At 40.5% G+C, this 23,683-nt stretch carries 23 protein-coding genes; 13 read left to right on the forward strand and 10 right to left on the reverse strand.

Annotation, left to right across the window (positions count from 1 at the left end; all coding sequences use genetic code 11):
• Positions 1–10: 10 nt before the first annotated feature.
• Both LEP1GSC199_RS13980 and LEP1GSC199_RS13985 read right to left on the reverse strand, forming a co-directional pair.
• The gene (locus LEP1GSC199_RS13980; protein WP_002986380.1) at positions 11–700 is read right to left on the reverse strand and encodes a type 1 glutamine amidotransferase; all 690 of its coding nucleotides are present in this window, start codon (positions 698–700) and stop codon (positions 11–13) included.
• Complete coding sequence (locus LEP1GSC199_RS13985; RefSeq protein WP_232420790.1) at positions 697–1,278, reverse strand: hypothetical protein; 582 nt, start codon at positions 1,276–1,278, stop codon at positions 697–699. Before LEP1GSC199_RS13985 ends, LEP1GSC199_RS13980 begins: the two co-directional genes overlap by 4 nt.
• A gap of 147 nt (positions 1,279–1,425) precedes the next feature.
• On the opposite strand from LEP1GSC199_RS13985, the gene LEP1GSC199_RS13990 reads away from it, so the two are divergent.
• Both LEP1GSC199_RS13990 and LEP1GSC199_RS13995 read left to right on the forward strand, forming a co-directional pair.
• Positions 1,426–1,899, forward strand: coding sequence for a hypothetical protein (locus LEP1GSC199_RS13990; protein ID WP_002986558.1), 474 nt, complete (start codon positions 1,426–1,428; stop codon positions 1,897–1,899).
• 255 nt (positions 1,900–2,154) lie between these two features.
• Complete coding sequence (locus LEP1GSC199_RS13995; protein WP_002986464.1) at positions 2,155–3,330, forward strand: 6-hydroxymethylpterin diphosphokinase MptE-like protein; 1,176 nt, start codon at positions 2,155–2,157, stop codon at positions 3,328–3,330.
• On the opposite strand, the gene LEP1GSC199_RS14000 is transcribed toward LEP1GSC199_RS13995, so the two are convergent.
• The gene (locus LEP1GSC199_RS14000) at positions 3,327–3,539 is read right to left on the reverse strand and encodes a hypothetical protein (RefSeq protein WP_232420791.1); all 213 of its coding nucleotides are present in this window, start codon (positions 3,537–3,539) and stop codon (positions 3,327–3,329) included. The two genes, LEP1GSC199_RS13995 and LEP1GSC199_RS14000, sit on opposite strands and share 4 nt — an antisense overlap.
• 101 nt (positions 3,540–3,640) lie before the next feature.
• Here LEP1GSC199_RS14000 and LEP1GSC199_RS14005 point away from each other — a divergent pair, with 101 nt between their 5' ends.
• Positions 3,641–5,113, forward strand: coding sequence for an HDOD domain-containing protein (locus LEP1GSC199_RS14005; protein WP_002986351.1), 1,473 nt, complete (start codon positions 3,641–3,643; stop codon positions 5,111–5,113).
• Positions 5,106–5,888 carry an ABC transporter ATP-binding protein gene (locus tag LEP1GSC199_RS14010; protein ID WP_002986486.1) on the forward strand — a complete coding sequence of 261 codons (783 nt, stop codon included), beginning with the start codon at positions 5,106–5,108 and terminating at the stop codon, positions 5,886–5,888. Before LEP1GSC199_RS14005 ends, LEP1GSC199_RS14010 begins: the two co-directional genes overlap by 8 nt.
• A gap of 8 nt (positions 5,889–5,896) precedes the next feature.
• Here LEP1GSC199_RS14010 and LEP1GSC199_RS14015 read toward each other — a convergent pair whose 3' ends face one another.
• Positions 5,897–9,550 carry a hypothetical protein gene (locus LEP1GSC199_RS14015; protein ID WP_002986471.1) on the reverse strand — a complete coding sequence of 1,218 codons (3,654 nt, stop codon included), beginning with the start codon at positions 9,548–9,550 and terminating at the stop codon, positions 5,897–5,899.
• Between the two features lie 363 nt (positions 9,551–9,913).
• Between LEP1GSC199_RS14015 and LEP1GSC199_RS14020 the strand changes: the two genes are divergently transcribed.
• The 7 genes from LEP1GSC199_RS14020 (at position 9,914) to arsB (ending at position 15,381) form a co-directional block, all read left to right on the forward strand.
• A complete protein-coding gene (locus LEP1GSC199_RS14020) occupies positions 9,914–11,092 on the forward strand; it encodes a DUF445 domain-containing protein (protein WP_039926949.1) in 1,179 nt (392 codons plus the stop codon).
• Complete coding sequence (locus LEP1GSC199_RS14025; RefSeq protein ID WP_002986389.1) at positions 11,089–12,051, forward strand: NAD-dependent epimerase/dehydratase family protein; 963 nt, start codon at positions 11,089–11,091, stop codon at positions 12,049–12,051. The genes LEP1GSC199_RS14020 and LEP1GSC199_RS14025 overlap by 4 nt, the downstream gene beginning before the upstream one ends.
• A 29-nt stretch (positions 12,052–12,080) precedes the next feature.
• Complete coding sequence (locus tag LEP1GSC199_RS14030) at positions 12,081–12,893, forward strand: hypothetical protein (protein WP_002986211.1); 813 nt, start codon at positions 12,081–12,083, stop codon at positions 12,891–12,893.
• A 124-nt stretch (positions 12,894–13,017) separates the two neighbouring features.
• Positions 13,018–13,365: an ArsR/SmtB family transcription factor gene (locus tag LEP1GSC199_RS14035; RefSeq protein WP_002986329.1), complete on the forward strand. Its 348-nt coding sequence runs from the start codon at positions 13,018–13,020 to the stop codon at positions 13,363–13,365.
• Positions 13,358–13,780: an arsenate reductase ArsC gene (locus LEP1GSC199_RS14040; protein ID WP_039926912.1), complete on the forward strand. Its 423-nt coding sequence runs from the start codon at positions 13,358–13,360 to the stop codon at positions 13,778–13,780. Before LEP1GSC199_RS14035 ends, LEP1GSC199_RS14040 begins: the two co-directional genes overlap by 8 nt.
• Positions 13,781–13,791: 11 nt before the next feature.
• The gene (locus LEP1GSC199_RS14045) at positions 13,792–14,331 is read left to right on the forward strand and encodes a DUF6428 family protein (RefSeq protein ID WP_002986346.1); all 540 of its coding nucleotides are present in this window, start codon (positions 13,792–13,794) and stop codon (positions 14,329–14,331) included.
• Positions 14,332–15,381: an ACR3 family arsenite efflux transporter gene (gene arsB / locus LEP1GSC199_RS14050; protein ID WP_002986540.1), complete on the forward strand. Its 1,050-nt coding sequence runs from the start codon at positions 14,332–14,334 to the stop codon at positions 15,379–15,381.
• Between the two features lie 41 nt (positions 15,382–15,422).
• On the opposite strand, the gene LEP1GSC199_RS14055 is transcribed toward arsB, so the two are convergent.
• From LEP1GSC199_RS14055 to LEP1GSC199_RS14080, 6 genes are all read right to left on the reverse strand, one after another.
• Positions 15,423–16,010, reverse strand: coding sequence for a DUF6962 family protein (locus LEP1GSC199_RS14055; RefSeq protein WP_039926915.1), 588 nt, complete (start codon positions 16,008–16,010; stop codon positions 15,423–15,425).
• Between the two features lie 65 nt (positions 16,011–16,075).
• Positions 16,076–17,890, reverse strand: a complete 1,815-nt coding sequence (locus LEP1GSC199_RS14060) for a PAS domain S-box protein (protein ID WP_002986296.1) — start codon at positions 17,888–17,890, stop codon at positions 16,076–16,078.
• Positions 17,891–18,171: 281 nt separating this feature from the next.
• A complete protein-coding gene (locus tag LEP1GSC199_RS14065; protein ID WP_002986401.1) occupies positions 18,172–18,912 on the reverse strand; it encodes an SCO family protein in 741 nt (246 codons plus the stop codon).
• Entirely contained in the window at positions 18,909–19,475 is a 567-nt protein-coding gene (locus LEP1GSC199_RS14070; RefSeq protein ID WP_232420793.1) for a toxin-antitoxin system YwqK family antitoxin, read from the reverse strand. Before LEP1GSC199_RS14070 ends, LEP1GSC199_RS14065 begins: the two co-directional genes overlap by 4 nt.
• Before the next feature lie 23 nt (positions 19,476–19,498).
• Entirely contained in the window at positions 19,499–20,356 is an 858-nt protein-coding gene (locus LEP1GSC199_RS14075) for a YHYH protein (protein WP_002986250.1), read from the reverse strand.
• A gap of 213 nt (positions 20,357–20,569) precedes the next feature.
• Positions 20,570–21,736 (reverse strand): acyl-CoA dehydrogenase family protein, encoded by a 1,167-nt coding sequence (locus LEP1GSC199_RS14080; RefSeq protein ID WP_002986503.1) that lies wholly within the window; start codon positions 21,734–21,736, stop codon positions 20,570–20,572.
• Positions 21,737–21,794: 58 nt separating this feature from the next.
• On the opposite strand from LEP1GSC199_RS14080, the gene LEP1GSC199_RS14085 reads away from it, so the two are divergent.
• Both LEP1GSC199_RS14085 and LEP1GSC199_RS14090 read left to right on the forward strand, forming a co-directional pair.
• Positions 21,795–22,868 (forward strand): alpha/beta hydrolase, encoded by a 1,074-nt coding sequence (locus LEP1GSC199_RS14085; RefSeq protein WP_002986513.1) that lies wholly within the window; start codon positions 21,795–21,797, stop codon positions 22,866–22,868.
• A 55-nt stretch (positions 22,869–22,923) separates the two neighbouring features.
• Complete coding sequence (locus LEP1GSC199_RS14090; RefSeq protein WP_002986534.1) at positions 22,924–23,628, forward strand: SDR family NAD(P)-dependent oxidoreductase; 705 nt, start codon at positions 22,924–22,926, stop codon at positions 23,626–23,628.
• Positions 23,629–23,683 lie beyond the last annotated feature (55 nt).

Here is a 23,683-nt window from a genome sequence, read left to right on the forward strand (position 1 = left end):
ACCGAGTCCGTTATAATTTTATAATATTTCGAAATATCGTATTGGCGCTTTCTGCCATTACTTTTTGTTTGACTGCGATTTCAGAAAAATCGCCAGTCCCTTTTGTTATAAACTCTTTGTGAACCGACTGCCAAACGTGGAGCATTTCTAAAGTTGGTTCCAAATGAGTTTGAAAAGCAAAAATTTTGTTTTTATAAGAAAACATTTGGTTAGCATAAAAATCGCTGGCAAGTAAATGTTCTGCACCCACGGGAATATCAAAGATATCTTCATGAAGGTGGAATGCCATAATGGATTCTTTGTCTATGCCTTTAAAGATAGGATGTTCTGGTTTTAGAACTTGAAGTTCAGAAAATCCTGTCTCCGGGCCTTTTGTTCCAGGACGAACATTTGCACCTAACGCCTTTGCAATAATTTGCGAACCCAAACAAATCCCTATTAATTTTTTGTTTGGTAAAGCAACCACATTGTTTACGATATCATAATATGGTTTAAAAAATTCTTGTTCCGCTGGATCTGCAACGGACTGAGGCCCACCTAACATAATAATCAAATCAAAATTCAAATGAATTTCTGGTATCAAATGAATTCGTCTGTCATAGGCGTTTTGATAACTGATCCGGTATCCCGCTTCGCGTAGTATCGGTTCTAATATCCCCGGGCCTTCACAATCGATAAATCTTATGAATACTGCCCTCATAATGATTCCATTCCAAATTGGTATCGAAAGAAATTGAACTTGGCATCTTTGCGAATGGCATCTACCGATGTTTGTTCCGAAATCGATCCTAAAAAATTATAATACAAACGCATAGGTTTTGTGACAAAAAGCATTGTCTCCGGTGTTCCCGTAATGAGTCCCCCTTCTTTCACACGGAAAGGTGGTTTCATAAAAACAATAGGAACTTGTATCTTTCTGTTTTTGACTTCGCTCTCCATCCTTTCTTTTGCTAACTTGTATACTTCACCAAACGGACGCTCGTCGGTGATGTCTGGAACAATTTGATAAGGATCTACAACCATGTATAAAACTTTGGAAGGAAACCGAGTTTCGATTTCAGCATGTAAAAGATTGAGTGCCGGGATCTCTTTCCAACAAGGGACACAATCGGGAGAGTAAACATTGAGTGCAATTTCCTCTTTTTCCAAACGGGAAAAAGAAATTTCGGCACCACTGGCGGTAAGTCCGACCCAAGACTCCTCTCCAAATTGGGAGGATTTCGCAGGGGCACAGCTAATGAGACATAAACTAACAGTTAAGATGAGGGAGGCTTTCATAAATCCCATTTATTTGACGGTCCTTCCCCATGGTTTGGACTACGAGAACGCCTGTAAAGCCCGTTTTCGAACTTTACCTTGACATCTGACCCCTGCCCCTCAACCTGGTCTAACATTCCACTCTCTTCCATCAGGGAATCAAAGAAAATGAGCCAATCGCATAAAGAAGACTTCGATATCGTATCCTTAATAGAACTTTGCCGGGAAAAAAAATACGAAACTTGCGTGGCTGGTTTCAGCACGATCGATAAAATTGATAAAATCACTCTCCCTAAAAAATTAAAAAACCGTAAATTAACGGTACAAGCATTATACGCACTTACAAATAATATGGTTCAGTGGAAATACCTTTCCTCTGAAGAAAAAGCCATTCTCCAAGCAGAAAAAGACAAACTGGCGGGAGTTACTTCCACTGCCGGAGCATCTTTTGCTCCTCATGCAGAAGAAGATATCGAAGAAGATTTTATCCCTGAAGAAGAAGCTCGTAAACCAGAACTAGAAGATGGTTTTGAGAATGAATTTGGTGATGAAGCAGAGGAAGAAGAAGAGGACGACGATGATGACGATTTCGACGACGACTCTGATGACGAAGCGGAAGCTGATGAGGAAGAAGAGGACTAAGAGGTTACTCCCATTCCTCTAATCCCTCACTTTCAAAACAAACTTCTCTATAACTTTCAAACTTCCGACAATTTTTATCTACATTCGAAAGTCTCCCCTGAAAAGGAGGCTTCCCGATTTCTATCTGGACTTCGTTCCGATTCCATTCCTGTTATCCTTGGTGTTGGCGCCTTACACATTCTCCGTTCTTACCTAGAAGATCCGAATCATCACCTAATCGTTGTTTTTTGGGAGCCACACAAAGAGATTTATGAGTTGAGCGAATTCCAGAGAGAAGTTCAAAATCTAGAAAATCTGGCAAAAACCAAAGGATTGTCGGTATTTTTTATTACAGGCACATCCCCTAACTGGTTAGAATTAAAAACCAAAGTCCAAAACATTGAAAACACCTCAAACCTGACTCTTTCCAAGTGGAGTTTGTATCTAAGCCCCGGTTATGAACGAATTTTTCCTGAACTGGTTGGAGAATGCCGAAATGGTTTTCAATCACAGTTTGTTTCCGATGGGGTCAATCAAAACACAATCCAACATTTCCGGAGATTGTGGACACATAACTATTTGAAAAACCGAATGTCCCTACTCGCTGAGGGAAAAAAATTTGAATGGTTCCAATCCTTCTCCTCCAAGAAAATGCGGGTTTTGTTTGTGGGAGCAAGTCCGGGTTTGGAATTGGATCTGGGAACCATCCAAACAGAACGCCAATCCTTGCTTATTTTTGCAAGCGACACTGCCCTCGGATATTTACTGTTCCATGGGGTAATTCCCGATTATATTGTTTCTTTTGATTCTGGCCGAGGTACGGCCTATCATTTTTTATTAGAGATTCCTCCTCATATACCCATCTTGACTTGGTTAGGTGGATCGACCTATATTTTTGATCTACCGAATCCTAAAATCTTAGTGAATACAGGACACCCTCTGGATCAAATTTTGGAGCACCAATTTCGAGAACTGAGTCAGCAAAAATGGCCCCATTATCCCAATGCCAGTTTGAATTTACTCGGAATGGTTTTATCGATTACAAACAGTATAGAAGATAGAGAGGTTTTTGTAAGCGGGGTGAGTTACCTTGCGGAGCGAGGGAAATCCCATTGTGCGGGGACAGGGTATGAAAGGTTTTACCTACCGGAAACCAATCGGAAAAAAAGTTTAGAACTTACCACCAAACGTCTGTATTCTGGTGAACGAAAAGGTAAAAATCAAATTGCATGGGAAGAGTTTCGCAAAAAGGAATCTTTATCGGGAGTTCAGTTTCTCTCCGAATCCAAACAAAAAAGTTTCCAAACAAAGAGCGACAATACACATTCTTTGCAATCTTTTCAGGGTTTTCCCCCATTATTAGCGGATCTGGCAAAGTGGGCCAACCAAGACCAATCCGGCATCATCCATAGGAAAACTCTCAACACTTGGTTGCGGTTTTCACTAAGTTAAGCACCAAATAGAACCGGTATTTCTTGTAGATTCCACTCTGCTTGTTCTTTGTTGGCGGGAATTCGGTCAAAAACTTTTGTTTTTTTGGATTTTCCCTTAGGTCTTCTTTCCATATCCTCTAAAATTTTTTCCAATCTCTCTTGCATAAGTAAATGCAAATTCATTTGGTCTAACATATCCATAGTGATTTCCTCCACTGTTGTAATCACTATACAAGTCCCCTGGGACAAAATAGAAATCGGATGCGAAAAAAATATCTATTGCGTCCAAAAGAAATTAAAATATAAGAGTGTTACGGGAAAAAGCGTTTGTGAATTTTCAAGATATTATCTCTCAGTTAGAAACCGCAAAAGAATCCAGAATTAACTTTTACTTTGTTACCGAAGAACAAAATCAGGAGATATACGCATTACTTGTCCATGTAATGGGGTATATGGACAAACTCTATTTAGTGGAAGTAATTTTCACTGTCCTAAAAGAACTCCTCATGAATGCCAACAAAGCCAATGCAAAACGCGATTACTTTAACCGTGAAAATTTAGACATCCAAAACTCAGGTGATTATGCAAAAGGAATGTCCCGATTCCAAGAAAATATCATCATGAAATGGAACGAACAATTGGGCAGGTTAGACGGTGGAAATTACTACATAAGCCTTCTTATGAAAGTGGAGGGTAAATCCATTCACTTTGCCGTTGAAAACAACGCTCCCATCACCAAAGAAGAATTAGCACGAGTTAACCGAAGGATCGAAGTTGCCAAAAACTACAATGACCTTTCTGATGCATTCACAGACGTTTCGGACAGTACAGAGTCAGCTGGTTTAGGATTAGTACTCATCCAACTTCTTTTGAAAAATTCCGGAATTGGTTCTGAAAAATTCAAAATCTTTACAAACGACAAAATAACACGCGCTACATTATCTGTCCCGGAAGTGACAACTCCAGTAGAAATTCAAACAGACCTAAAAACAAAACTCTTAAATGAAATTGACGGTCTCCCTCCGTTACCGCATTCTCTTACAAAGATCATTTTACTTTGTAACAATCCAGATTCTGACTTACACATGATCTCTCAAGAAATTGAAAGAAATCCTGCTCTTTCGGCGGACCTACTCAAACTTTCTAACTCAGCTTTTTTTGCTAACAGAAGTCAAGTCAGTTCCATCTTACAAGCTGTTAAGGTTGTGGGTCTGAAAAATTTACGAAACCTACTCTATGTTTCAGGCGTTCGCAAAATTATGGATGGGCAATACGGCAAAATGATGGATGTTTGGGACCATTCCAGCCGTTGCAGTTATTACGCACGGTATCTAGCAACGGAAAACAATCACACAAATAAAATTGCTGATATCATTGCCGTCAGTGCTTTGTTACACGATATCGGAAAATTTCTTTTACTTTCTGTGGACCGTGGTTTTTTCAAAAAAATTGAAACCTACCAAAGAGGGGCAGATTCTGGAAACTCAACTCTATTAGAAGAGATGGCGATTGGACTGAGCCACCCGCAACTCGGTGCTCTTCTTGCTGAAAAATGGGAATTCCCTCTCGACCTTCGTGTTGCCATTGAATACCACCACAAACCATTTTTGGCTCCAGCAGAATTACGTGACCTGGTAGAAGTAATTTATATGGCCAATATGATGGCCGATTACCATGAACAAAAAAAAGGTTTCTATGCGATTGATAAAAATCTACTCGCAAAGTTTAATTTAGATAATATCGATGTGTTTTCTGCCGCAGTGAATAAAATCGAACTCCTATTCAAAAAATCAAATGAATGAAGTGGTTCTTTTTGATTCTGTTTCTTTTGTTAGAAACGACAAAAAGATATTAGATAACATTAATTTTTCCTTAAACCAAGGAGATTCTCTTGCCATCATTGGCCGCAATGGTGCCGGAAAAACAACTCTTATCAACCTCCTCTTCGGTTATTCTTGGCCCACAACAGGTACCATCTCTGCTTTTGGGGAAATGTATGGTGAAACACCCATGGCACCATTACAAAATCGAATTGGGATGGTACAACCAGGCCACCAAGAATCCTTATTACAAAGGCTCTCTACTTTTGAAATGGTTCTCACCGGTGTGATTGGAACCCTTGGCCTATACAAAGAACCAACAGAAAAACAACACAACACCGCAGAATCATTGTTACATTCTTTTGGCCTTGGTCATAAAATCAACCAAACCTATTCCACACTTTCTTCTGGGGAAAAAATGAAGGTTTTACTTTTGCGTGCTTTTGGTGTGGGAAAAGAAATTCTCGTTTTGGATGAACCGACAGCCACCTTAGACATCACAGCAAGGACTGATTTTGGAAAATCACTATCGCAATTAAAAACGAATAACCCTCATCTAACAAGGATTCTTATCACTCATCGGATTGAAGAAATTCCAGAAGACTTTTCCAAAGTATTGTTAATGAAAGAGGGAAAGGTAATCAGTTTTGGAGCTAAAAACAAAGTAATCACGGACAAAAATCTATCGGATCTCTACGATTTGGACCTTCAAGTAAACGAAAAAAAAGGACAGTATTCCGTTACTGTCCTTTCCTAACATACCAACTAACGTGAATACATCGATCTTTCAATGAAATTGGAAGCCGTGCAACCTGCCGTTCCCACATCAGAAATGGATTTGTCTTGTGCGATACAGAAGATTTTCCACCAACGATTGGAATGGTTTGGTGCGATGGAATAGTTTCTCACCTCTCCTACACTTCCTTTAAAGATCCGAACATTGGCCCCAGAAATCCCCATAAGGGCTTCCCCAGACCAATTGTAAATGCTGTAATAACGATTGGGTTGGTTCCAAACAGATCCTTGGAGAGTGATGGTTTCTGGACCATATCCCGTTGTGATATCGTAATCCAAACTTCCGTTCCCCGCACCGAGTGGAGTTTTATTATTCCAAACGATTCGATCATTCGCAGAGTTTCCATATTGCAAATGGGAATCCAAATCACGAGGTTTGGCTCCCCAAGAAAGCACCACTCGCATTTCATTTTCAGGAAGGATCGGAGTCACAAGTATGTTTTGGTTTGCCGGTGTTTCTGATCCTGCAGAAACTACGGTTCGGTAAGTAGTTAAATAACTTTCCTGAACCGAAGAACAATCCCCTCTTTTTCCTGCACCTGATACTTCCAAAGTATAGTTACCTGGAGGAACCGATGGAATCACATAAGAACCGTCGGTAGATGTTTTGACAGAAGTTATGGTCACTCCATTGGCATCAATTGCATAAGGACCAGACTTCACGTTCACTCCTGGTCGAATGCGTGTCGTTAGGTTACAAACTCCAGTGTTGTAGAGTGCCGACAAAGCCCTTCCGGAAATGGATCCACTGGTTTGGCTTCCCGGAACAAAAGTAATGATATCAAAATTTGTGGTGACATCTGCTTGGATATCTACAATTCCTTCGACTGTTTGGTAACCAGCAGAAACAAAACGAACCTTCCAACGACCTGCGTTGATATTGAAAATTGTGTATTGGTTGGCATTGGAAAAAATTGTCGCTCCCGTGGCAATGGAAGTCGGTTGTACCCCAGCCGATGGACGTAAAGTTCCCCCATTCGGATCTACAATTTCTAAGGAATAAGTTCCGAGGAAAGAAAATCCACCAGGAGTTCGTACTGACCCTGTTAGATGGCCACGACCATCGTTTGTAATGACTGGTGTGTTGACAACCACAGTTCCACCACCAGTCCCTACTTCTACTGGGAAGTAAGTGGTGATCCCATTTTTTTCCACACGCAGTTGGTAAGAACCAGGAGAAAGGAAAGGGAAACTATAACTTCCGTTTGATTGGGAAGTGACAGATCCAACCACTTGGTCGGAACCGGAAGTCCTTGCGGAAGAAACAGAACAATTCGGAGAATCAAATCCACCCGAACAGTCCCGACGCACATCAGCAGTAAAATTTCCACCGACCAATCGGCCGAGAGTCACAGTGGCACCACTTACATTTTGAGTGGATACGGCATCAGTGACAACACCAGTTACAGTAGCTCTTGGACTGTGCATGACCATTCCATTCACAGGAAACACTGCGGGACTAGATGCATATTGGTTTGTAGCAACAGTAGAGGTGTCTACACGTAGGCTAGCAGAAGATAAATAACTGGATTGGTAAGTGGGAGCCACTCGGTCCGCAACGATGAGTTGGTAGGAACTTTGGCGGAAATTATATTCGTCTCCATTGATGATATCAACAGAAGCCGTGTTATCATTTGTTCGAGCCACACCAGGTGTTTGCGAGAGAGTTGTCGCAAGGCCAGAACCCAATTGGTATAAGGCATAACCCACACGACCCGCTTCATCGTTGGTAAAAGGAACCGGAAGAATCGCAGGCAAACTCACCACATAAGAACCACCACCGAAACTAAACTGCCCCGCAGAGGTTGTGGTGATATGAGCAAGACTAGATCCGTCTAGAGAAGTGTTTCCAAGTAATACGACAAAAAGTCCTGATTGGTTTGTATGAACGGCACTCGCGGTTGGTGCAGTATCTCGAATGGAAATGGATCCAAGGATTTGGGAACGAGCTGCAATTGATGTCAATGAAATCGTTCCCGCATTGAAGTTACCACCATTCAAACTCACTTGTAACGGATAGGAAGAACAAGGAGAGAGATTAGATCCGCAGTAATTTTCAAATCCAGGAGCCGAAATATAATAAGCCCAAAGACCACTTGCCCCAAGAAACGAAACTTCCTTGGTTGTTGGATTTACTTCATAAAGTTTGTTTCCATACGTTTGGTAGGCCCAAGGACCAGATCCTTGCACTGTCGCCAAACAAGAAGCAGTTGGATTTACTGCACATGAACAAATGGAACCTGTTTGGTTTAAGGAACAGTTAGTTGCGGCCACTGCACTCAGTGCCTCTACAATCCAAAGTTTGATGGCATTTCCTAATTTGGGATCATCTTTTAAATACAAAAGGCGAGATGGGGATTGGTTTGCCGAAGGTTTTACGTTGATTACAGTTCCTGCCACATGGTTTCCGCTAGCATCTTTAACAAAGCCGGTGACAAAAGATGGTTTTGCAACGATGTAGATCGGATCAGCCAGAGCTACATTTTTGGTTCCCCCTGTCGGAGAAGCCGTAAATAAAAAGGATCTAGAGACAGTATAAAAAACAGGATTGGATACTTCTAGGTAATACACACCATTGCTAAGATAACTGCCTTCAATAGCAAAACTTCCATTCCCCGTAATTTGCACCGTTTGTAAAACAGCACCTTGTTCGTTCTTTAATTTGATTGTGAACACTGTGGTGGAATCGGAAATAATGGCACTATTAAGAATATTTCCCGTTAGGTGGAGGTCACTTTCCGTTGCTGCCATCCAAGGAAGACTTGTTTCTCCCAAATCAACTTGTGCCACTGTGTTTGGGTTGGTTCCAGGAAAGGTAAAATGAATGAACTCTGTTGTATTGGAAAAAGGTTGGCCAGAAACTTCTACAGAATCTCCAGAATAGACAACCGTATAATTTCCGTTAGGTAATGGATTGATAGAAATAACATAGGATCCATTGGAATTGGTCACCCCAGTTCCTACTGTGTTTCCGTTGGCGTCCAAAACGGATACAGTGATTCCAACAATGGGTCCTGCAGGAACAGTGACACCACCACCAGAAAATCCAGGGCTTGTGACAACACCCGTAAACTGAGCCGGACCTTGACCGTAGTACAAACGTTCAGCGAGAAGATTTCCCACATTGACTAGGGTATAAGGATTTTGTGTAGGATCAAAAACGAAAGAAAAGTCTTGGTATGTATAATTGAGTCCATATCCTGTATTAATCAATACACGGTAATTATTATTGGGAAGGTCAGTTAAATCAAACTGAAACTTTCCATCGGGACCAACATAAGTCGCTGCAACGAGAGTGTTTGTCTCTCCATTGGCAACCTCAATTCTAACAGAGATTAAAGTAAGATCAATACATCCAGGAGATTGGGGCGCTCCAGGGTTTCCACAAACGATATTGGCAGGAACACCCGAAACCACAGGAACGATGGTACCGATCACACGAGCTGGACCATGGTTTGGAACTTCTTGTTCAGAATTGTTACCAGGAACTTCATCTGGATCTGTGACACCGATAGAACCACCGGGAGTAGGAAGGGGAACACCATTAGAGTCGGGAGGAGTGTCAAGACCACCGCTGGAATCAGCTACCGCACCACCAGAACCCAAAAGGAACCAGAATGGCATCGATTTCTTTTTCCGAGAACAGCCCACAAAAACTAAAGAAATGAGAACGAGAATGGTGAAAATTCCTCGAACGCGCCTAGACCTACCCTCTAATCAAAATTCGCTTTGTGGCCGAACCACAGTTTTTCAAATACCCTTCGGGAAATACCTAAGTGCTGCCGAAGTGTACCATTTGTAGTCCGTTTCCGTACACAAATCAAATCTTTTTTAGGACTATCGGCAAAAAATAGACAAATCTTACTGAAATTAGGGAAAAATAGCATCCAGAGTCGAATTTGTATTGCCCTTGCTCTTACTTTTTTAGCCTACTCAAAGCCGAATATGTGGGAGAATTGGATGACACCGGAACAGTGGAAACTCCTTATGATTCCCTTTACTTACGGGTTTGTGGGTTGGGTAACGAACTGGCTTGCCCTCAAGATGACCTTTTACCCGATCCAGTTTGTCGGAATTCCACCCTATTTGGGTTGGCAAGGCATCATTCCTAGAAAGGCCCATAAAATGGCCAGTAAGTCCGTTGATGTGATCACGGAGCGCCTTCTCAATATCAGGGAAGTATTTTTAAAGGTAGATCCGAAAAAAGCAGAATTGGTTTTTTTACCGGCCTTAGAGTCTAGCATTCGCTATACGATGAGGGAATTTTCAGACACTCTCGATCCCAAACTTTGGGACATGATTCCCGAATTGGTCCGAGAAGAAATTTACCACAAGGTCAAAAGGGAAAGTGGGGTCACCATCCGAAAGGTGATTCGAAAACTCCAAAGAGATATTGATTCTTTATTTGATGTAAAGGCCTTAGTTTTAAAAAAACTTTCCGGTAATAATGTCGGTCTTGTTGTCGAACTTTTTAAAGAAGTGGGGGCCCCTGAGTTTCGATTCATTGAAAGGTCTGGATTTTATTTTGGATTTTTACTAGGTCTTGTCCAAATGGTTTTTATGGTTTATTTTCCCGTGCCATGGACTCTTCCCATCCAAGGTGTGATTGTAGGGTATCTTACCAACTATCTCGCGTTAGAGATGATTTTTCGCCCCCTACTTCCCAAAAAGTTTTTAGGAATTTTTACTTACCAAGGTTTGTTTTTAAAAAGACAGTCCGAAGTTTCTAGACTTTATGCAAAACTAGTAAGCGAAAAAATTCTGACTCCCAAAAACATTCTTTCAGAACTAATTTTTGGCAAGGCATCGAATGACATCATTGTTATTATTCGAAAAGAAGTGATCCAACATGTGGATACAATTACCTTCCTTGCAAAACCAGCACTATACGCCTCCGGAAAAATAGAAGAGTTTGATGCAGCAAAAGAAAGGATCGCAGTAGCAATGGCAGACAATGCCGTGGAAAAATCGTTTCACTTAGAAGAGTATTTAGGTGAGGCCTTAGAAATTGAAAAGATGATGGGAGACCGTATGTCAGCCCTTCCGCCTAAAGAATTTGAATCCATTTTACGATCTGCGTTTCAAGAAGATGAATTGTTATTAATTTTAGTAGGTGCGGCACTTGGTGCTATGGTGGGGTGGTTTCAAATGGTATTTATTGTATGACAAAAACAATACTCATCACTGGAGGCAGCGGTGTTCTAGGTAAAAGATTATTGTCCGGTTTGATAGAAGACTATAAGATCATAGCCATTGGCAAAAACTATGCGAGTTTTCCCGATTCCATTCGGTTCCATAAAAATTTTAAGTTTTATGAAAGGAATCTCGCCTCCATTCACACAATTGAAGAATTTTTGATTCCAGAATCTATCGATTTAATTCTCCACTTAGCGGCTGTTGTTTCTGGAGTTAAAGTCACTGAAGAAATCTACCACCAAATTAATGTTAATTCTACAAAACTACTCGTGGAATTTGCAAAATCAAAGAATGTACCCCATTTCGGATTTGTAAGTTCTGTTTCTGTTTATGGATCCAAAGAAATCGACTTAAACATCAATAGCGAAAGGTTCGGAACCACCATCTATGCTAAAACTAAAGCTTTGGCAGAAGATTATGTATTAAATTCGGGTAAGGCCTACTCTATATTTCGAATGGCGAGTATCTATGGCCAAGGGACAAAAAGTTTTATATCCAAACTACGGTCCCTCACAAAACGAGGTGTGTATCCATTCATTTCATCCAATCGCAAAAAATCTCTCCTCCATATTGAGGATGCAACCAATGCCTTAGCGGCATGGACCAAACAAACGTTAAGTGGGAAGTCGCCGAGACCTGTGTATGTATTTTCTCACCCCGAGTTTGTGACAGTAAACCAAGTGGTGCGGACCTTTCAGGAGCTCGGGATCGCAAGAAAGTTCCTTTTCCCCATTCCTGTGGGTGGATTTTGGGCAAAACTTGTGGAATTGGTTTTCCGCTTTCTGTCTTACGTAAAAAGAAAACCCTTCCATGGCTCCCCCCTCCAACCTTTGTTAGAATCGGTGGCCATTTATGATTCCCAATCCTTCGAAAATTTGGGAATTTTTCCAGAACGAGATTTACGAAAAGGTCTCACTGACTATCAATAATGAAGGTACTGGGGGCCGATATTCTAAGTATGAAAAAGCGACTTTGCCTACTTGTTTTATTATGTCTTACTCTTTCTCATTTGGATGCAGCAACCTGGATCGAAGATTCTTTGAGTTTTGCATTTGAATATCCAAGAGGTTGGGCGAAGTCTGTTTTACGCCATCCCGACACAGTACGCATCCAGTTTTCCAAAACCAATCGAGAAGCCATCCTACAAATTGATGTTGTCCGACGCACCAAGGAATACGATATCGATCGGTTCATTGAAGAAACTGTGGATACATTTTTAACAAAATACCCTGACTTAAAATTAGTTCGCGAAAAAATGTTAGAAAACGAAGTGGCCGGTTTTGACGAGTCCGTCTTTGTTGTGTTACACTACACGGAACAAAAACAGTTGGTTTCCAACCGATTTTTGTTTCATAGAAAAGGTGGATTGTATTATGTAATTCAGGCAAAAACACCTCGGGCTTACTTCGCAAAGTATTCCAAAGACCTAGATTTAGTAATGAAAAGTTTTCGCCGGGAAACTCGGACTAAAAACAGATGGCGTAACGATAGTTTGGCGTATCTTGACCCGGTAAAAGATGAACGAATCATCCAATATGTATCGATTACAATCAGACCGATTGACTCCTACCCTCATGAACAAGGAGCAAAAAACAAACAAGAAGAGGGATGGTTGTTTTCTGTGGAAGGAAACAAAAAACCAAATCCAGGGGAATGGGACAACCGCACCAAACCACAAACAAATGACAACGGATACACACCAGCTGATGTCAAACCAGATACCCCTACTTCAGATGAACCTGTGGTCATTCCTGATAGCTCTGGGCTCTAACTCTGACCCCAGATAATTGCACTTCTAGAACCAAAAAAAAAGTTTAAAACCCAAATTCAAAAAAGCCCAATTTCCCCTTGACGGAAGTTGGTCGAGTCCATTTATCGTATATTTACGATAAACTATGGCCCAGAACAAAAAAACAGAATTCCCGGAGAATATTCAAAGGATTGCTTCCTTTACCAAACTGCTCTCCCACCCGGCAAGGCTTGCCATTTTAGAAGTATTGGCGAGTCGACAAACCTGTGTTTGTGGAGAAATTGTAGAAATTCTTCCTTTGGCACAATCTACCGTTTCTCAACATTTAAAGGAATTAAAAGAGGGAGGGCTAGTCAAGGGGGAAGTAGAAGGGACTTCTTCCTGTTATTGTATCCATTGGGATAATTTTTCCAAAGCCTATAACGAATTTGCAAAACATATCGAATTCATTCAAAAATTTAAAAATAACAAAACGGAGAACTGCTGTGAGTAATAGAAAAAATATTTTAATCCTGTGCACCGGGAATAGTTGTAGGAGCCAAATCGCCGAAGGTTGGATGCGATTTTTTGCAAAGGACAAAGCCAATGTTTATAGTGCAGGAATCGAAACTCATGGTGTGAATCCGAAAGCCATAGCGACAATGAAAGAAGCGGGAATCGATATTTCTCACCACACTTCCAATCATATCAATGAATATAAGGACATCCAGTTTGATTTCTTAATTACAGTTTGTGACCACGCAAAAGAAAACTGTCCCTATTTCCCCACAAATGCAAAACAATTTCACCACAATTTTACTGACCCATCCAAAAAGGTAGGATCAGAAGAAGAAATTAAAAACGCCTTCGCAGATACAAGAGAAGAAATTCGAAACTACTGCGAAAACTTTGTAAAGAACGAACTATAAAAGAGGGTAGAATGAAAACACTAACATGGAACGACTTTAAAACTAATTTGGATTTATATCCAGAACTTCACTTAAAATTTGAATATGGCAAAAACCAAACCATATTTCCGAACTATCATATCACCGAATTCAAACTGGCAAACATCCAATCCGTAGATTGTGGTGGGAAAACAGATTCTTGGTCTGAGATCATTTTACAAGTGTTAGAACCGAAAGTAGAAAAAGATACCGAATCAATGACACTCGCAAAAGTGAATTCCATTTTAAAAAAAGTAACTTCTTCCATGGATATACCAGAAGAGGCGACTTTAAGAATTGAATTTGGGAACGCAGATACTGCGATGAGACAATACTTTGTATCAGAGATGAATCCAATTGAAAATTATCTTCTCATCCAATTAAAAGATGGAAAAACAGAATGTAAAGCAACGATAACATGTGGTTTACCAAAAGATGCGGTTTCCTTTCCCAAACTAGAAAAAACAAGTTCTGCTTGTTGTTCACCTAAAGCAACTATAGAAGATACGAATGAACCTGCAGGATGTTGTTAAATGAAACAACTTTCTTTTTTAGATAGATTTTTAACCGTTTGGATCTTTGGTGCGATGGCCATTGGCTTACTGATTGGAAAATTTTTACCATCCGTTGTTTCTGAATTTTCTTCTCTTTCTGTAGGAACAACCAATATCCCTCTGGCCATAGGGCTGATACTGATGATGTATCCACCACTTGCCAAAGTGAAATATAAAGAAATGGGAAAGGTATTTAAGGATGGAAAGTTACTCACTCTTTCCTTAGTTCTCAATTGGATCATTGGGCCTATCCTTATGTTTTTTTTGGCGATTACTTTTCTGGCCGACGAACCGGAATACAGAACGGGACTGATACTCATTGGTCTAGCGCGTTGTATTGCCATGGTGATTGTTTGGAATGATTTGGCAGAGGGAGATAGAGAATACGGGGCAGCACTTGTGGCCCTGAATAGTATCTTTCAAGTTTTCTTTTATAGTTTTTATGCCTATCTATTCATAACCATTTTACCACCTTATTTTGGTTTGGCTGGAACAGAAGTTTCGATTCAGATTTCAGATATAGCAGAAACTGTGGGAATTTATCTGGGAATTCCGTTTTTTCTCGGTTTTCTTTCTCGGTATGGGTTTGAAAAGTTTGGTGCCAAAGAGTTTTATGAAACCAAATTCCTTCCAAGAATTTCGCCCTTAACATTATCTGCTCTTCTATTTACTATCATCGTTATGTTTAGTTTGAAGGGTGGAATGATTTTAGAATTAACGGATGATGTAGCTCGTGTTGCCATCCCCCTACTTTTGTATTTTGGTATTATGTTTTTTGTAAGCCTTTGGATTGGATACAAATTGGGAGTGGACTATTCAAAAAATGCAGCCGTCAGTTTTACGGCAACAGGAAATAACTTTGAATTGGCGATTGCCGTAGCCATTGGTGTATTTGGAATCCAAAGTGGGGTTGCTTTTGTGGGAGTGATTGGGCCCTTAATTGAAGTGCCGGCCCTTATCCTACTTGTTAAGTTTGCCATCGGATTTCGAAACAAGTTTTATAAGAGGAATACAAACCTTTCTCAATGAGGAAGGTTTGTTTACTTTTTTCGAAACTCTTCTCTTTTGATCTAACTTAGTTTTCGAATTCCCTCTGCTAAACAATAATTAGCAATGGCAAGTAAGATATGAAAGATATCAACGTTCAAAACAGGTCCTGTTGATCCTTTGGTTCCGATCACAAGACCTGCCACAATAAATAAAACAGAGCCGATGATTCCCATGACGGCTGCATTTGATTTTCTCGGGAAACGAACCAGAGAACTAATGAGAATGATAAACATAGATAATCCACCAACGACTGTCGGATAAATAGCAAGTGGATAGAGATAAGAAAATGCTAAGTAGAGAAGAAAAGTTACGGCGATAAATAGGAAAAAAGTTTTTTCCGAAAGAGATCGGAAAGTAAAATGAAAAAATGCAAGTCCGAGAAGCGGAACTCCCACACATCCAGACAATCCCACAAAAAAACGATAGATGGGATCAAGGGTGTTGATCCCTAAAAAATGGATCGAACCAAGTCCAGCAGAGATTCCAATGATGGCCAGGCCATACAAAGCGGAACGAGAAGGAATGGAAGACTTCCCGACGAATCGATATGCCATTGCCAGGGAAACTAAGGAAAGAATTAAGTCTGAAAGAAAAGTTGAGAAAACCATGGCTACGAATTAGAACTTATTTAGTAGAAGAAGCAAGATAAATTAAACAGTCTTCAATAATTAATTCAGGGAACTATGACTCGTTGGGATTTTAGTACAATGTCCTGAATGATACTGTCCAATTCCTTAGCCGATTCGATGAGGTGATCCAAACTTTTCCGTTCTTCTTCTGGCGACAAAATTCCCGTTTTGATCAAATCCACAATTCCCATAATCTTTGCCAATGGGTTTCGGACAACATGGGACTGGGTCCAAGCGATAGCCTTTAGTTTTTCGTTTTGTGTCTGAATGGCCGTAATTTGGAAAACACGTTCTGTCACATCATGAAAGTTATCAACGATCCCACCAATGTTTTCGTCCTCGGTTAGATTGGTGATGGTAGACTCCACCCACCTCCAAGAACCATTTTGGTGTTTGATTCTAAAATTATGGCTCGGTAAGGAATTTCCTTGGGGTATAGAACGAACCTCTTCCAATCGTTTGATGATTTTGGGAACATCGTCTGGATGCAAAAAATCGAATAAGTTCATGTGCATTGCATCCGATTCCGTATATCCCAATACTTTGGTGATTGAAGGAGATACATATTTGGCCTTCCCTTCAGTGCTGAGTATAGCAATTACATCGACACCATTTTCGACAAGGGCTCGGTAACGTTTTTCGCTAGCAACTAGTTCCATTCGTTTTGCCATCAAATCCGTGATGTCTTTTGAAAAACAAGCAAGGCCAGTGATTTGTCCGTCAGGATTTCTAATAGGATTAAAAAATACTTCCCGGTGTTCTTCCAGTTGGGTGATGGGGCTAAGGAACCTTTCGTAAGTTTTGAAACACTCACCAGAAAGTCCCCTTTCATAATACCCCTTCCATTTTTCATAGAAGGCTTCTCCTTGGCTCATAATAAGCACCGAATCACCTTCCTTAGCGGCCGTTCCGCGGAGATATCCAATCACATCCATAAATGGTTTATTGGCTGCAATCAAACAAAAATGAGAGTCTAAAGACCAAATCAAATCGGTAGTTCCATTGATGAGGGCTTCTTGGTTTCGTTTGATACGAATCAGTTTTTCCTCTGAAATGACTTTGTCTGAAATATCGCGGGTAACACTGAGAACCGATGTAATTTCTCCTGTTTGGTTTGCAAGTGGAACGGCAGTACTTTCCATCCATCTTTCTGTGCCTTTCAGACCAATGATACGAAACCTTGTACTCGACTTGATCCCTTGCAGAGCACGATTGTGTATGGATTGATAAAATTTTAAATCAAGAGGATTTACTAGATCTTCCACCTTTTGCCCCAAAGCATCTTCTGGACCATTTGCCTCGATCATTTGTAAACCAGCAGGATTCATCTCCACAAGGATTCCCTCCGGTGAAACTACTTTCACGCATTCTGGTTCTGATTGGAGGATGGTACTGAGTCGCAGCTCTTGTTGTTTTAAGGTTTGATAAGCTTCTCTTTGTTCGGTGATGTCTTGAAAGATTCCGACAATTTGCACAGGTTCGTTTTTTTCGTTCCGAATGACATCGGCAAGTGATCGTATCGTTTTGATTTTTCCTGTAGTGGTGATGAGCCTACATTCTAAATCATAAGCGATTCCTGTTTCTAATACCTCTTTCATGTGCAACATGGCACGTTCGCGGTCATCGGGATGGACAAACTGAAATCCAGTTTCTAAGTCTACGGGCATGGAAGAAGGATCCATTTCTAAAATATGGAACACTCCCTCCGACCAATGGAGAGTTTGATTCACAAAGTCTACATCCCAATGACCAATTTTTGCCAAAGATTCCATCTGACGGAGTATTAACTCATGTTTATTTCCTTGGCCCAAAACAGAGGATGCAGAAGATTCTATTTTGTCATTTTTTTTCTTTTTCACAACGAATCATCGCCCCCTAAAATCCGAAGTATGATTTTGTCCGATCGATACATCGCAGTCAGCCCTTTTTTTAATAAAAAACGAAAATCTAACATTTGGAAGTTGGGAGTTTCACCACCAGGGATAGGAAGGATGCCGAAGGCACCCTGGTTTGGCGTTTAAGCCAACCAGGGGGAAGCGAACGCGGACTCCGGACTAGCCCGCCCGGGTGGCCCGAACAATTAATACATTCAAGTTTCCTAATTAGAATAACAGGCCTTATACTATGTCACTAAAAAATATCAAATTTTACTTGGAGTTTGCTGTTTGTTTGTCGGTAACTCGCGCATTAACAGTTTGATATCTTCTAACATTGTTTTTATAGACTCACCTCGATTTCCATTGTAAATTCCGCGAAAATGTAAGTCGGGGCCAATCAGAAAAATTTGTTCTGAATGAACAAAGTCTTTTTTCGGGTTTTTGTTTGTTGTGTTGGTATCCGCCTGGAACGTGTTACGTGCCAAGTCAAAAACTTTTTCCCGATCGCCTGTTAACAAATTCCAATATTGAGAATATATCCCCTTTTCTTCAGCGAATTTTTTTAATTCTAAAGGATTATCCAAATCTGGAGTCACAGAATACGAAACAATCTGAATGTCTTTTCGTTTGGTGATTTCTGATTGTACAAATTTTAAATTACGAATGATATTGGGACATAGACCATGACACTTAGCAAAGAAAAACGATACAATAGTAATCTTTCCTTTGAAATGTGATTCATCAATACTTTGACCCAGTTGGTTTTGAAATGTAAACGGATCTACTTTACGAACATTTGTAGGTAGTTGTTGATCACCCTCCATCCAGAAAACTTCCAAATCACTACCACGAAAGTATGGTAACCTATCTTTTTGGGGAGTAGCAAAGAATGTTAAGTTAAAATCTTTTTCACCATCTTCACGACCAAACCATCCACAAGAGAAAAAACAAAATATCAAAATAACATATTTAATGAATATTCCAGAATAACGAATATTTTTCATGGATTGATTACTGTTTTTTTATTTGTTTCATCCCCTTTGAGTTTGAAACATAATTTAGAACCAACGACACCGTACAAACGTTCAGGAGAATATGTATAATTTGAATAGATTTTACCATCTTTACGCCAAACTTTAGTCCCTATATTGATTCCATTGTCAAACTTTGCATAACGATACACCTTTCCGTCTTCGTGCCATTCCCAATGATCACCCACTGGTAAATCATCGTTATAGGAATATTGAAACCGAGGATTCCCGTTTTCATACCAACCTCGATGAATTCCGATTCGTTTACCTTGTTTATAAAAAAACTCAGCGCTTATTTGGCCATTGGCATAGGTGTCTATCATAGGACCATCTTCGAGACCATTCAAAAAAGAAGTGATCCGAATTGTTCCATTCGGATGTACTGATTTCATTTTGCCTGAGAACTTTTCGCCTTTAAGGTAATAGATACTTTCTAAACCAAGAGTTAACTGCGGATCGTTATCCATTACCACCTCTCCACAATGAATGAGAGAGGTTAACAAAAGAATGGCGATCCAAATAAAGTTATGATTCACAAATTTGATTTAATATAAACGATTTAATTTGTTGATCCACCTTCCCCGATCAGTTTACCTGAAAGAAGGATTCCATTGACCTCTATTCCATTATTCACATGATAATGATGACGAGTGTTTGCAGTCTTAATCGTATTGTAATTGGCGGCTCCCGCCCAAGTGGTTGGCACAGACGTACTTGAGCCAGCATCCGTACACTTTGTACTACTATTGACACCGCCTAAGGTAAAACCTGTAGTCAAACCGGCAGTAGTTGTGTCATGTTTTTTTCCAAAAATTAAATATCCGTCTTTGGCAATTCCAACCAGCTTACTATCATTATTCGAAATTTTAGGAGGCTCTACATGGTAATGATAGGCTCCCGTATTCGTAGGGTGACCTTGCGCCGAATCGAATGTATAATACTCAGTGGTAAGGGCATCCCCTGGGGCAGCTTGATCATTATAAATGGCGATTCCATTGGTTGATACACCGATCATTCCGAAGCCGGAAGTCGTTGCTGTTGTATTTTGATTATTTATAGGTACTGTTAAGGTATAGTTTTGTGATTTGATTAAATTGGGATTTGCCGAATTCGATTGGCCTGAATTTACATACATAGTAGATTCATAATTCGAATTTGAGGAACCCCAATAAATGCTCTTATAGGTCGGAACCGAATTAAACTTAAATACATAATTAGATCCGCTGACAGACACTGTGACACAAGTAAAACTAGTCTGAATCCACTCTGGCACTCCCGCACCAAAAGTAGTAGTACAAGATGAACTGTTAAGTAACGCAAGGAGAGCTAATGAAGTAACGTCTGATTCTTTTTTAGCGTCTTTACAATGAATTGAGAAAAGGATAACAAATACGAGAGATAGTGTCTGTTTGAACATCTCTATAAAATACGAATAAAAATTCGCACGTAAAGATTATTTTTAAATGATTCTAAGAATTATAAAAATAATCTAAATTCATACGAGGAGATGCCCCAGGTATTTCTCCGAATCAAATTCTCTTTGTTTACCAAGATATAAAATAAAAAAACCCCCTGACAATCTGCCAGAGGGTTCTTAAAAACCATTCTGTATTCGATTAGAATATTCGAATTAGTCTTTTTTAGAAGCTGCTTCTTTGATTACGTAAGCTGCAATTTCGTTCTTTTGGATTTGAGTTGTTCCTTCGAAGATAGTGAGAATTTTAGAATCTCTCATTAGTTTCTCAACAGGATACTCTTTTGTATATCCGTATCCACCAAAAATTTGAACTGCGTCAGTAGCACACTGAACCGCACATTCAGATGCATATGCTTTTGCAATTGCAGAATATTTTGGAAGGTTAGGATCGTTTGCATCAGAAAGACGAGCTGCTTTGTAAGTGATTTCTCTTGCAGTTTCTACTTTGATAGACATATCAGCTAACATGTGTTGCACTGCTTGGAAAGTTCCGATTTTAACTCCGAACTGTTCTCTTTCACGTGCATAACGAGCTGCGTGATCTAGTGCTGCTTGCGCCACACCCACACCCATAACGGCTACGAAGGGACGAGAAGCGTTCAATGTTTGAAGAGCGTAAACGAAACCTAGGTTTTCTTTTCCGACCAGTGCGTCTTCACCAACTTCGCAATCCTCAAAAATGACTTGGTGAGTGGAAGAGGCACGGATTCCGAGTTTGTCTTCTTTTTTACCAACAGTAAGACCTTTGGCACTACGCGGAACGTAGAAACAAGACACACCACGTGTTCCGCGGTTTTTATCAGTATAAGCAAATACAGTAAAGGCCTGTGCATCGGAGGCACCAGTGATCCATTGTTTTGCTCCGTTAATGATCCATTTGTCGCCTTTTTTCTCAGCACGAGTGGTCATACCAGGAACGTCGGAACCTGCACCTGGTTCAGACAAACAAAAAGAAACTCCGAACTTTCCGTCCGCAATTTCAGGAAGCCATTTTAATTTTTGTTCGTGAGTGGCACCTTTAAGAATTGGAAGAATTCCAAGACCAGTGTAAGCAAATCCGAGAGCAATTCCCAGACATCCACGAGAAAGTTCCTCGATGGCTAAACACTGTTCAATCGCACCAAGACCCCATCCACCGTATTCTTCCGGAATGACAAGACCATTAATTCCTAGTTCCGAACGCATTTTATTGATGAGTTCTGTTGGGTGTTGGTTCTTCTCATCCCAGTGCAATGCTACTTCATGTGGGATTTCTTTTCTTACGAAGTTACGAACTAAATCTCTGATTTCAAGTTGTTGCTCTGTGAATTGGCTATACATTCCGGGATGTTCCTTCTGAGAATGGGTATTTACTACCTTTTTTCGTACGACCCTTCCTGTGCCAAGGGTTTTTCTCTCTTTACAAGAAAGCAAATACAATGTTATATTTTCCATTTGTATGGCTAAATCGTGTTCTTTATTCCACAACCTTCGACAGCTGTCGGCTGTCCTCCTCATCACCGTTTCCTTTGTCCTTGTTTCGTGCTCAGGACGACCGAAGTACGAACCAAAAGCAAACCTGAGTTATGCGAACTTTGAAGTTTACTTCCAAGAGAAGCTAACAGAGAGTAAACGGAAGAACCACAGACCGGGTAACGAAGAACGTTATATCAGTTTTGGTAAAAAAACTCCCCTCGCATTTTTATACATCCATGGATATGGTGCATCACGTGCAGAGGGTGAAGAAGTTATGGAAAAATTGGCAAAAAAGTTTAAAGCCAATACTTACTTACTTCGTCTTCCAGGTCATGGAACCAACAAAGAAGACCAAAGAGATCAAAATTTTAACAACTATTTGGATGCATCCAGAGAAGCTTTGTATATGATGCAATCCCAAGGGGACCGGGTGGTTGTGTTTGGAAGTTCTATGGGAGGACTCCTTGCTACTTGGCTTGCATCCGAATACCCGGAAGAAGTGGATGGCCTTGTTCTTGCTAACCCCTTCTATGCTCCTGTGGATGGAAGTTTAAATATTTTAAACTATCCAGGAGGACTTACCTTCATTCATTTACTGAAAGGAAAAGTGAGAGCTTCCGCACACAATAACAATCCCAAAGTGTTACCAGAAAGAAATAACTACTGGTATCCTGAGCAGTATTTTTCAGCCCTCGTTGGTGTGAATGATTTACGGAACTATGCAGCCGTTCCCGAAGTATTTAGAAAGGTAACTTCCCCCACCTTACTTCTGTACTACTATAAATCTGAAAAAGAACAAGACCCAACGGCCAGTGTTCCTAAAATGTTAGAAGGATATACAAACTTTGGTTTGGACAAAACGCCGAGTCCTCTCAACAAAAAGGTAGTCGTTGAAAATGGAATGCATGTTCTGATGTCTAAGTGGGTCATCACCGACAAAGCTTTTATCGAAGCCCAAACAGAAAAATGGCTAACAGAACTTTCTAAATCGAAATAAAGTCTGTTGATTGAAGTCTAAATTGTATTAAGACCACCGAAGGAGATTTGATTCCATGAAAGAATCTAAGGAACGCATTGCACTTGTCACAGGGGCCAACCGAGGGATTGGGAAACAAGTCTCCATTGATTTGGCAAAGTTAGGAATCTATGTCCTCATTGGCGCAAGAAACCCAGGGGAAGCGGAGGATACATTGGCGGCCGTAAAGGCAGTGGGTAAGGGAGAAATCATTTCCCTTGATGTATCCAAAGAACAAAGTATAGGCGGTGCTTTGGATACCATTACGGGGAGTTTTGGTAAATTAGACATTCTAGTGAACAATGCGGGAATCTTTGCCGATCCCGGATCTTTCTATGATACGACAAGTGAAGACTTACACAGAACCCTTCTCGTCAATCTCTACGGCCCTTTTCGTTTGATTCAGACATTTCTACCGATGATGATCCAAAACAATTTTGGTCGGATTGTGAATGTAAGTTCTGGGATGGGACAGTTGTCGGATATGGGTGGTGGTTACCCCGCTTACCGTATTTCCAAAACAGCCATCAATGCACTCACCAGTCTTTCGAGTGTGGAAGCCGTTGGTAAAAACATCAAAATCAATTCGGTTTGTCCAGGTTGGGTCAAAACCGATATGGGTGGAGCCAGTGCCACAAGACCAGTCGAGAAAGGAGCGGAAACAATTGTTTGGGCGGCGACATTACCGGACAGTGGGCCTACAGGAAAATTCTTTCGGGATAAGAAGGAGATTGGCTGGTAGGAGGTTTTGAGCGAAGTTTCTTTTTCGATTGTAATCGGTTGATATAACAGAAGGA

The organism is Leptospira vanthielii serovar Holland str. Waz Holland = ATCC 700522 (assembly GCF_000332455.1).
Lineage (GTDB): Bacteria > Spirochaetota > Leptospiria > Leptospirales > Leptospiraceae > Leptospira_A > Leptospira_A vanthielii.

Bases quoted from the DNA above. Each gene is read 5' to 3' on its own strand.
- LEP1GSC199_RS14065 (WP_002986401.1), bottom strand. From the start codon at position 18,912: ATGAAAAATATTCGTTATTCTGGAATATTCATTAAATATGTTATTTTG.
- LEP1GSC199_RS14090 (WP_002986534.1), top strand. From the start codon at position 22,924: ATGAAAGAATCTAAGGAACGCATTGCACTTGTCACAGGGGCCAACCGA.
- LEP1GSC199_RS13980 (WP_002986380.1), bottom strand. From the start codon at position 700: ATGAGGGCAGTATTCATAAGATTTATCGATTGTGAAGGCCCGGGGATA.
- LEP1GSC199_RS14075 (WP_002986250.1), bottom strand. From the start codon at position 20,356: ATGTTCAAACAGACACTATCTCTCGTATTTGTTATCCTTTTCTCAATT.
- LEP1GSC199_RS14030 (WP_002986211.1), top strand. From the start codon at position 12,081: ATGAAAAAGCGACTTTGCCTACTTGTTTTATTATGTCTTACTCTTTCT.
- LEP1GSC199_RS14045 (WP_002986346.1), top strand. From the start codon at position 13,792: ATGAAAACACTAACATGGAACGACTTTAAAACTAATTTGGATTTATAT.
- LEP1GSC199_RS14010 (WP_002986486.1), top strand. From the start codon at position 5,106: ATGAATGAAGTGGTTCTTTTTGATTCTGTTTCTTTTGTTAGAAACGAC.
- LEP1GSC199_RS14080 (WP_002986503.1), bottom strand. From the start codon at position 21,736: ATGTATAGCCAATTCACAGAGCAACAACTTGAAATCAGAGATTTAGTT.
- LEP1GSC199_RS13985 (WP_232420790.1), bottom strand. From the start codon at position 1,278: ATGAAAGCCTCCCTCATCTTAACTGTTAGTTTATGTCTCATTAGCTGT.
- LEP1GSC199_RS13990 (WP_002986558.1), top strand. From the start codon at position 1,426: ATGAGCCAATCGCATAAAGAAGACTTCGATATCGTATCCTTAATAGAA.
- LEP1GSC199_RS14015 (WP_002986471.1), bottom strand. From the start codon at position 9,550: ATGCCATTCTGGTTCCTTTTGGGTTCTGGTGGTGCGGTAGCTGATTCC.
- arsB (WP_002986540.1), top strand. From the start codon at position 14,332: ATGAAACAACTTTCTTTTTTAGATAGATTTTTAACCGTTTGGATCTTT.
- LEP1GSC199_RS14055 (WP_039926915.1), bottom strand. From the start codon at position 16,010: ATGGTTTTCTCAACTTTTCTTTCAGACTTAATTCTTTCCTTAGTTTCC.
- LEP1GSC199_RS14025 (WP_002986389.1), top strand. From the start codon at position 11,089: ATGACAAAAACAATACTCATCACTGGAGGCAGCGGTGTTCTAGGTAAA.
- LEP1GSC199_RS14035 (WP_002986329.1), top strand. From the start codon at position 13,018: ATGGCCCAGAACAAAAAAACAGAATTCCCGGAGAATATTCAAAGGATT.
- LEP1GSC199_RS14020 (WP_039926949.1), top strand. From the start codon at position 9,914: ATGATTCCCTTTACTTACGGGTTTGTGGGTTGGGTAACGAACTGGCTT.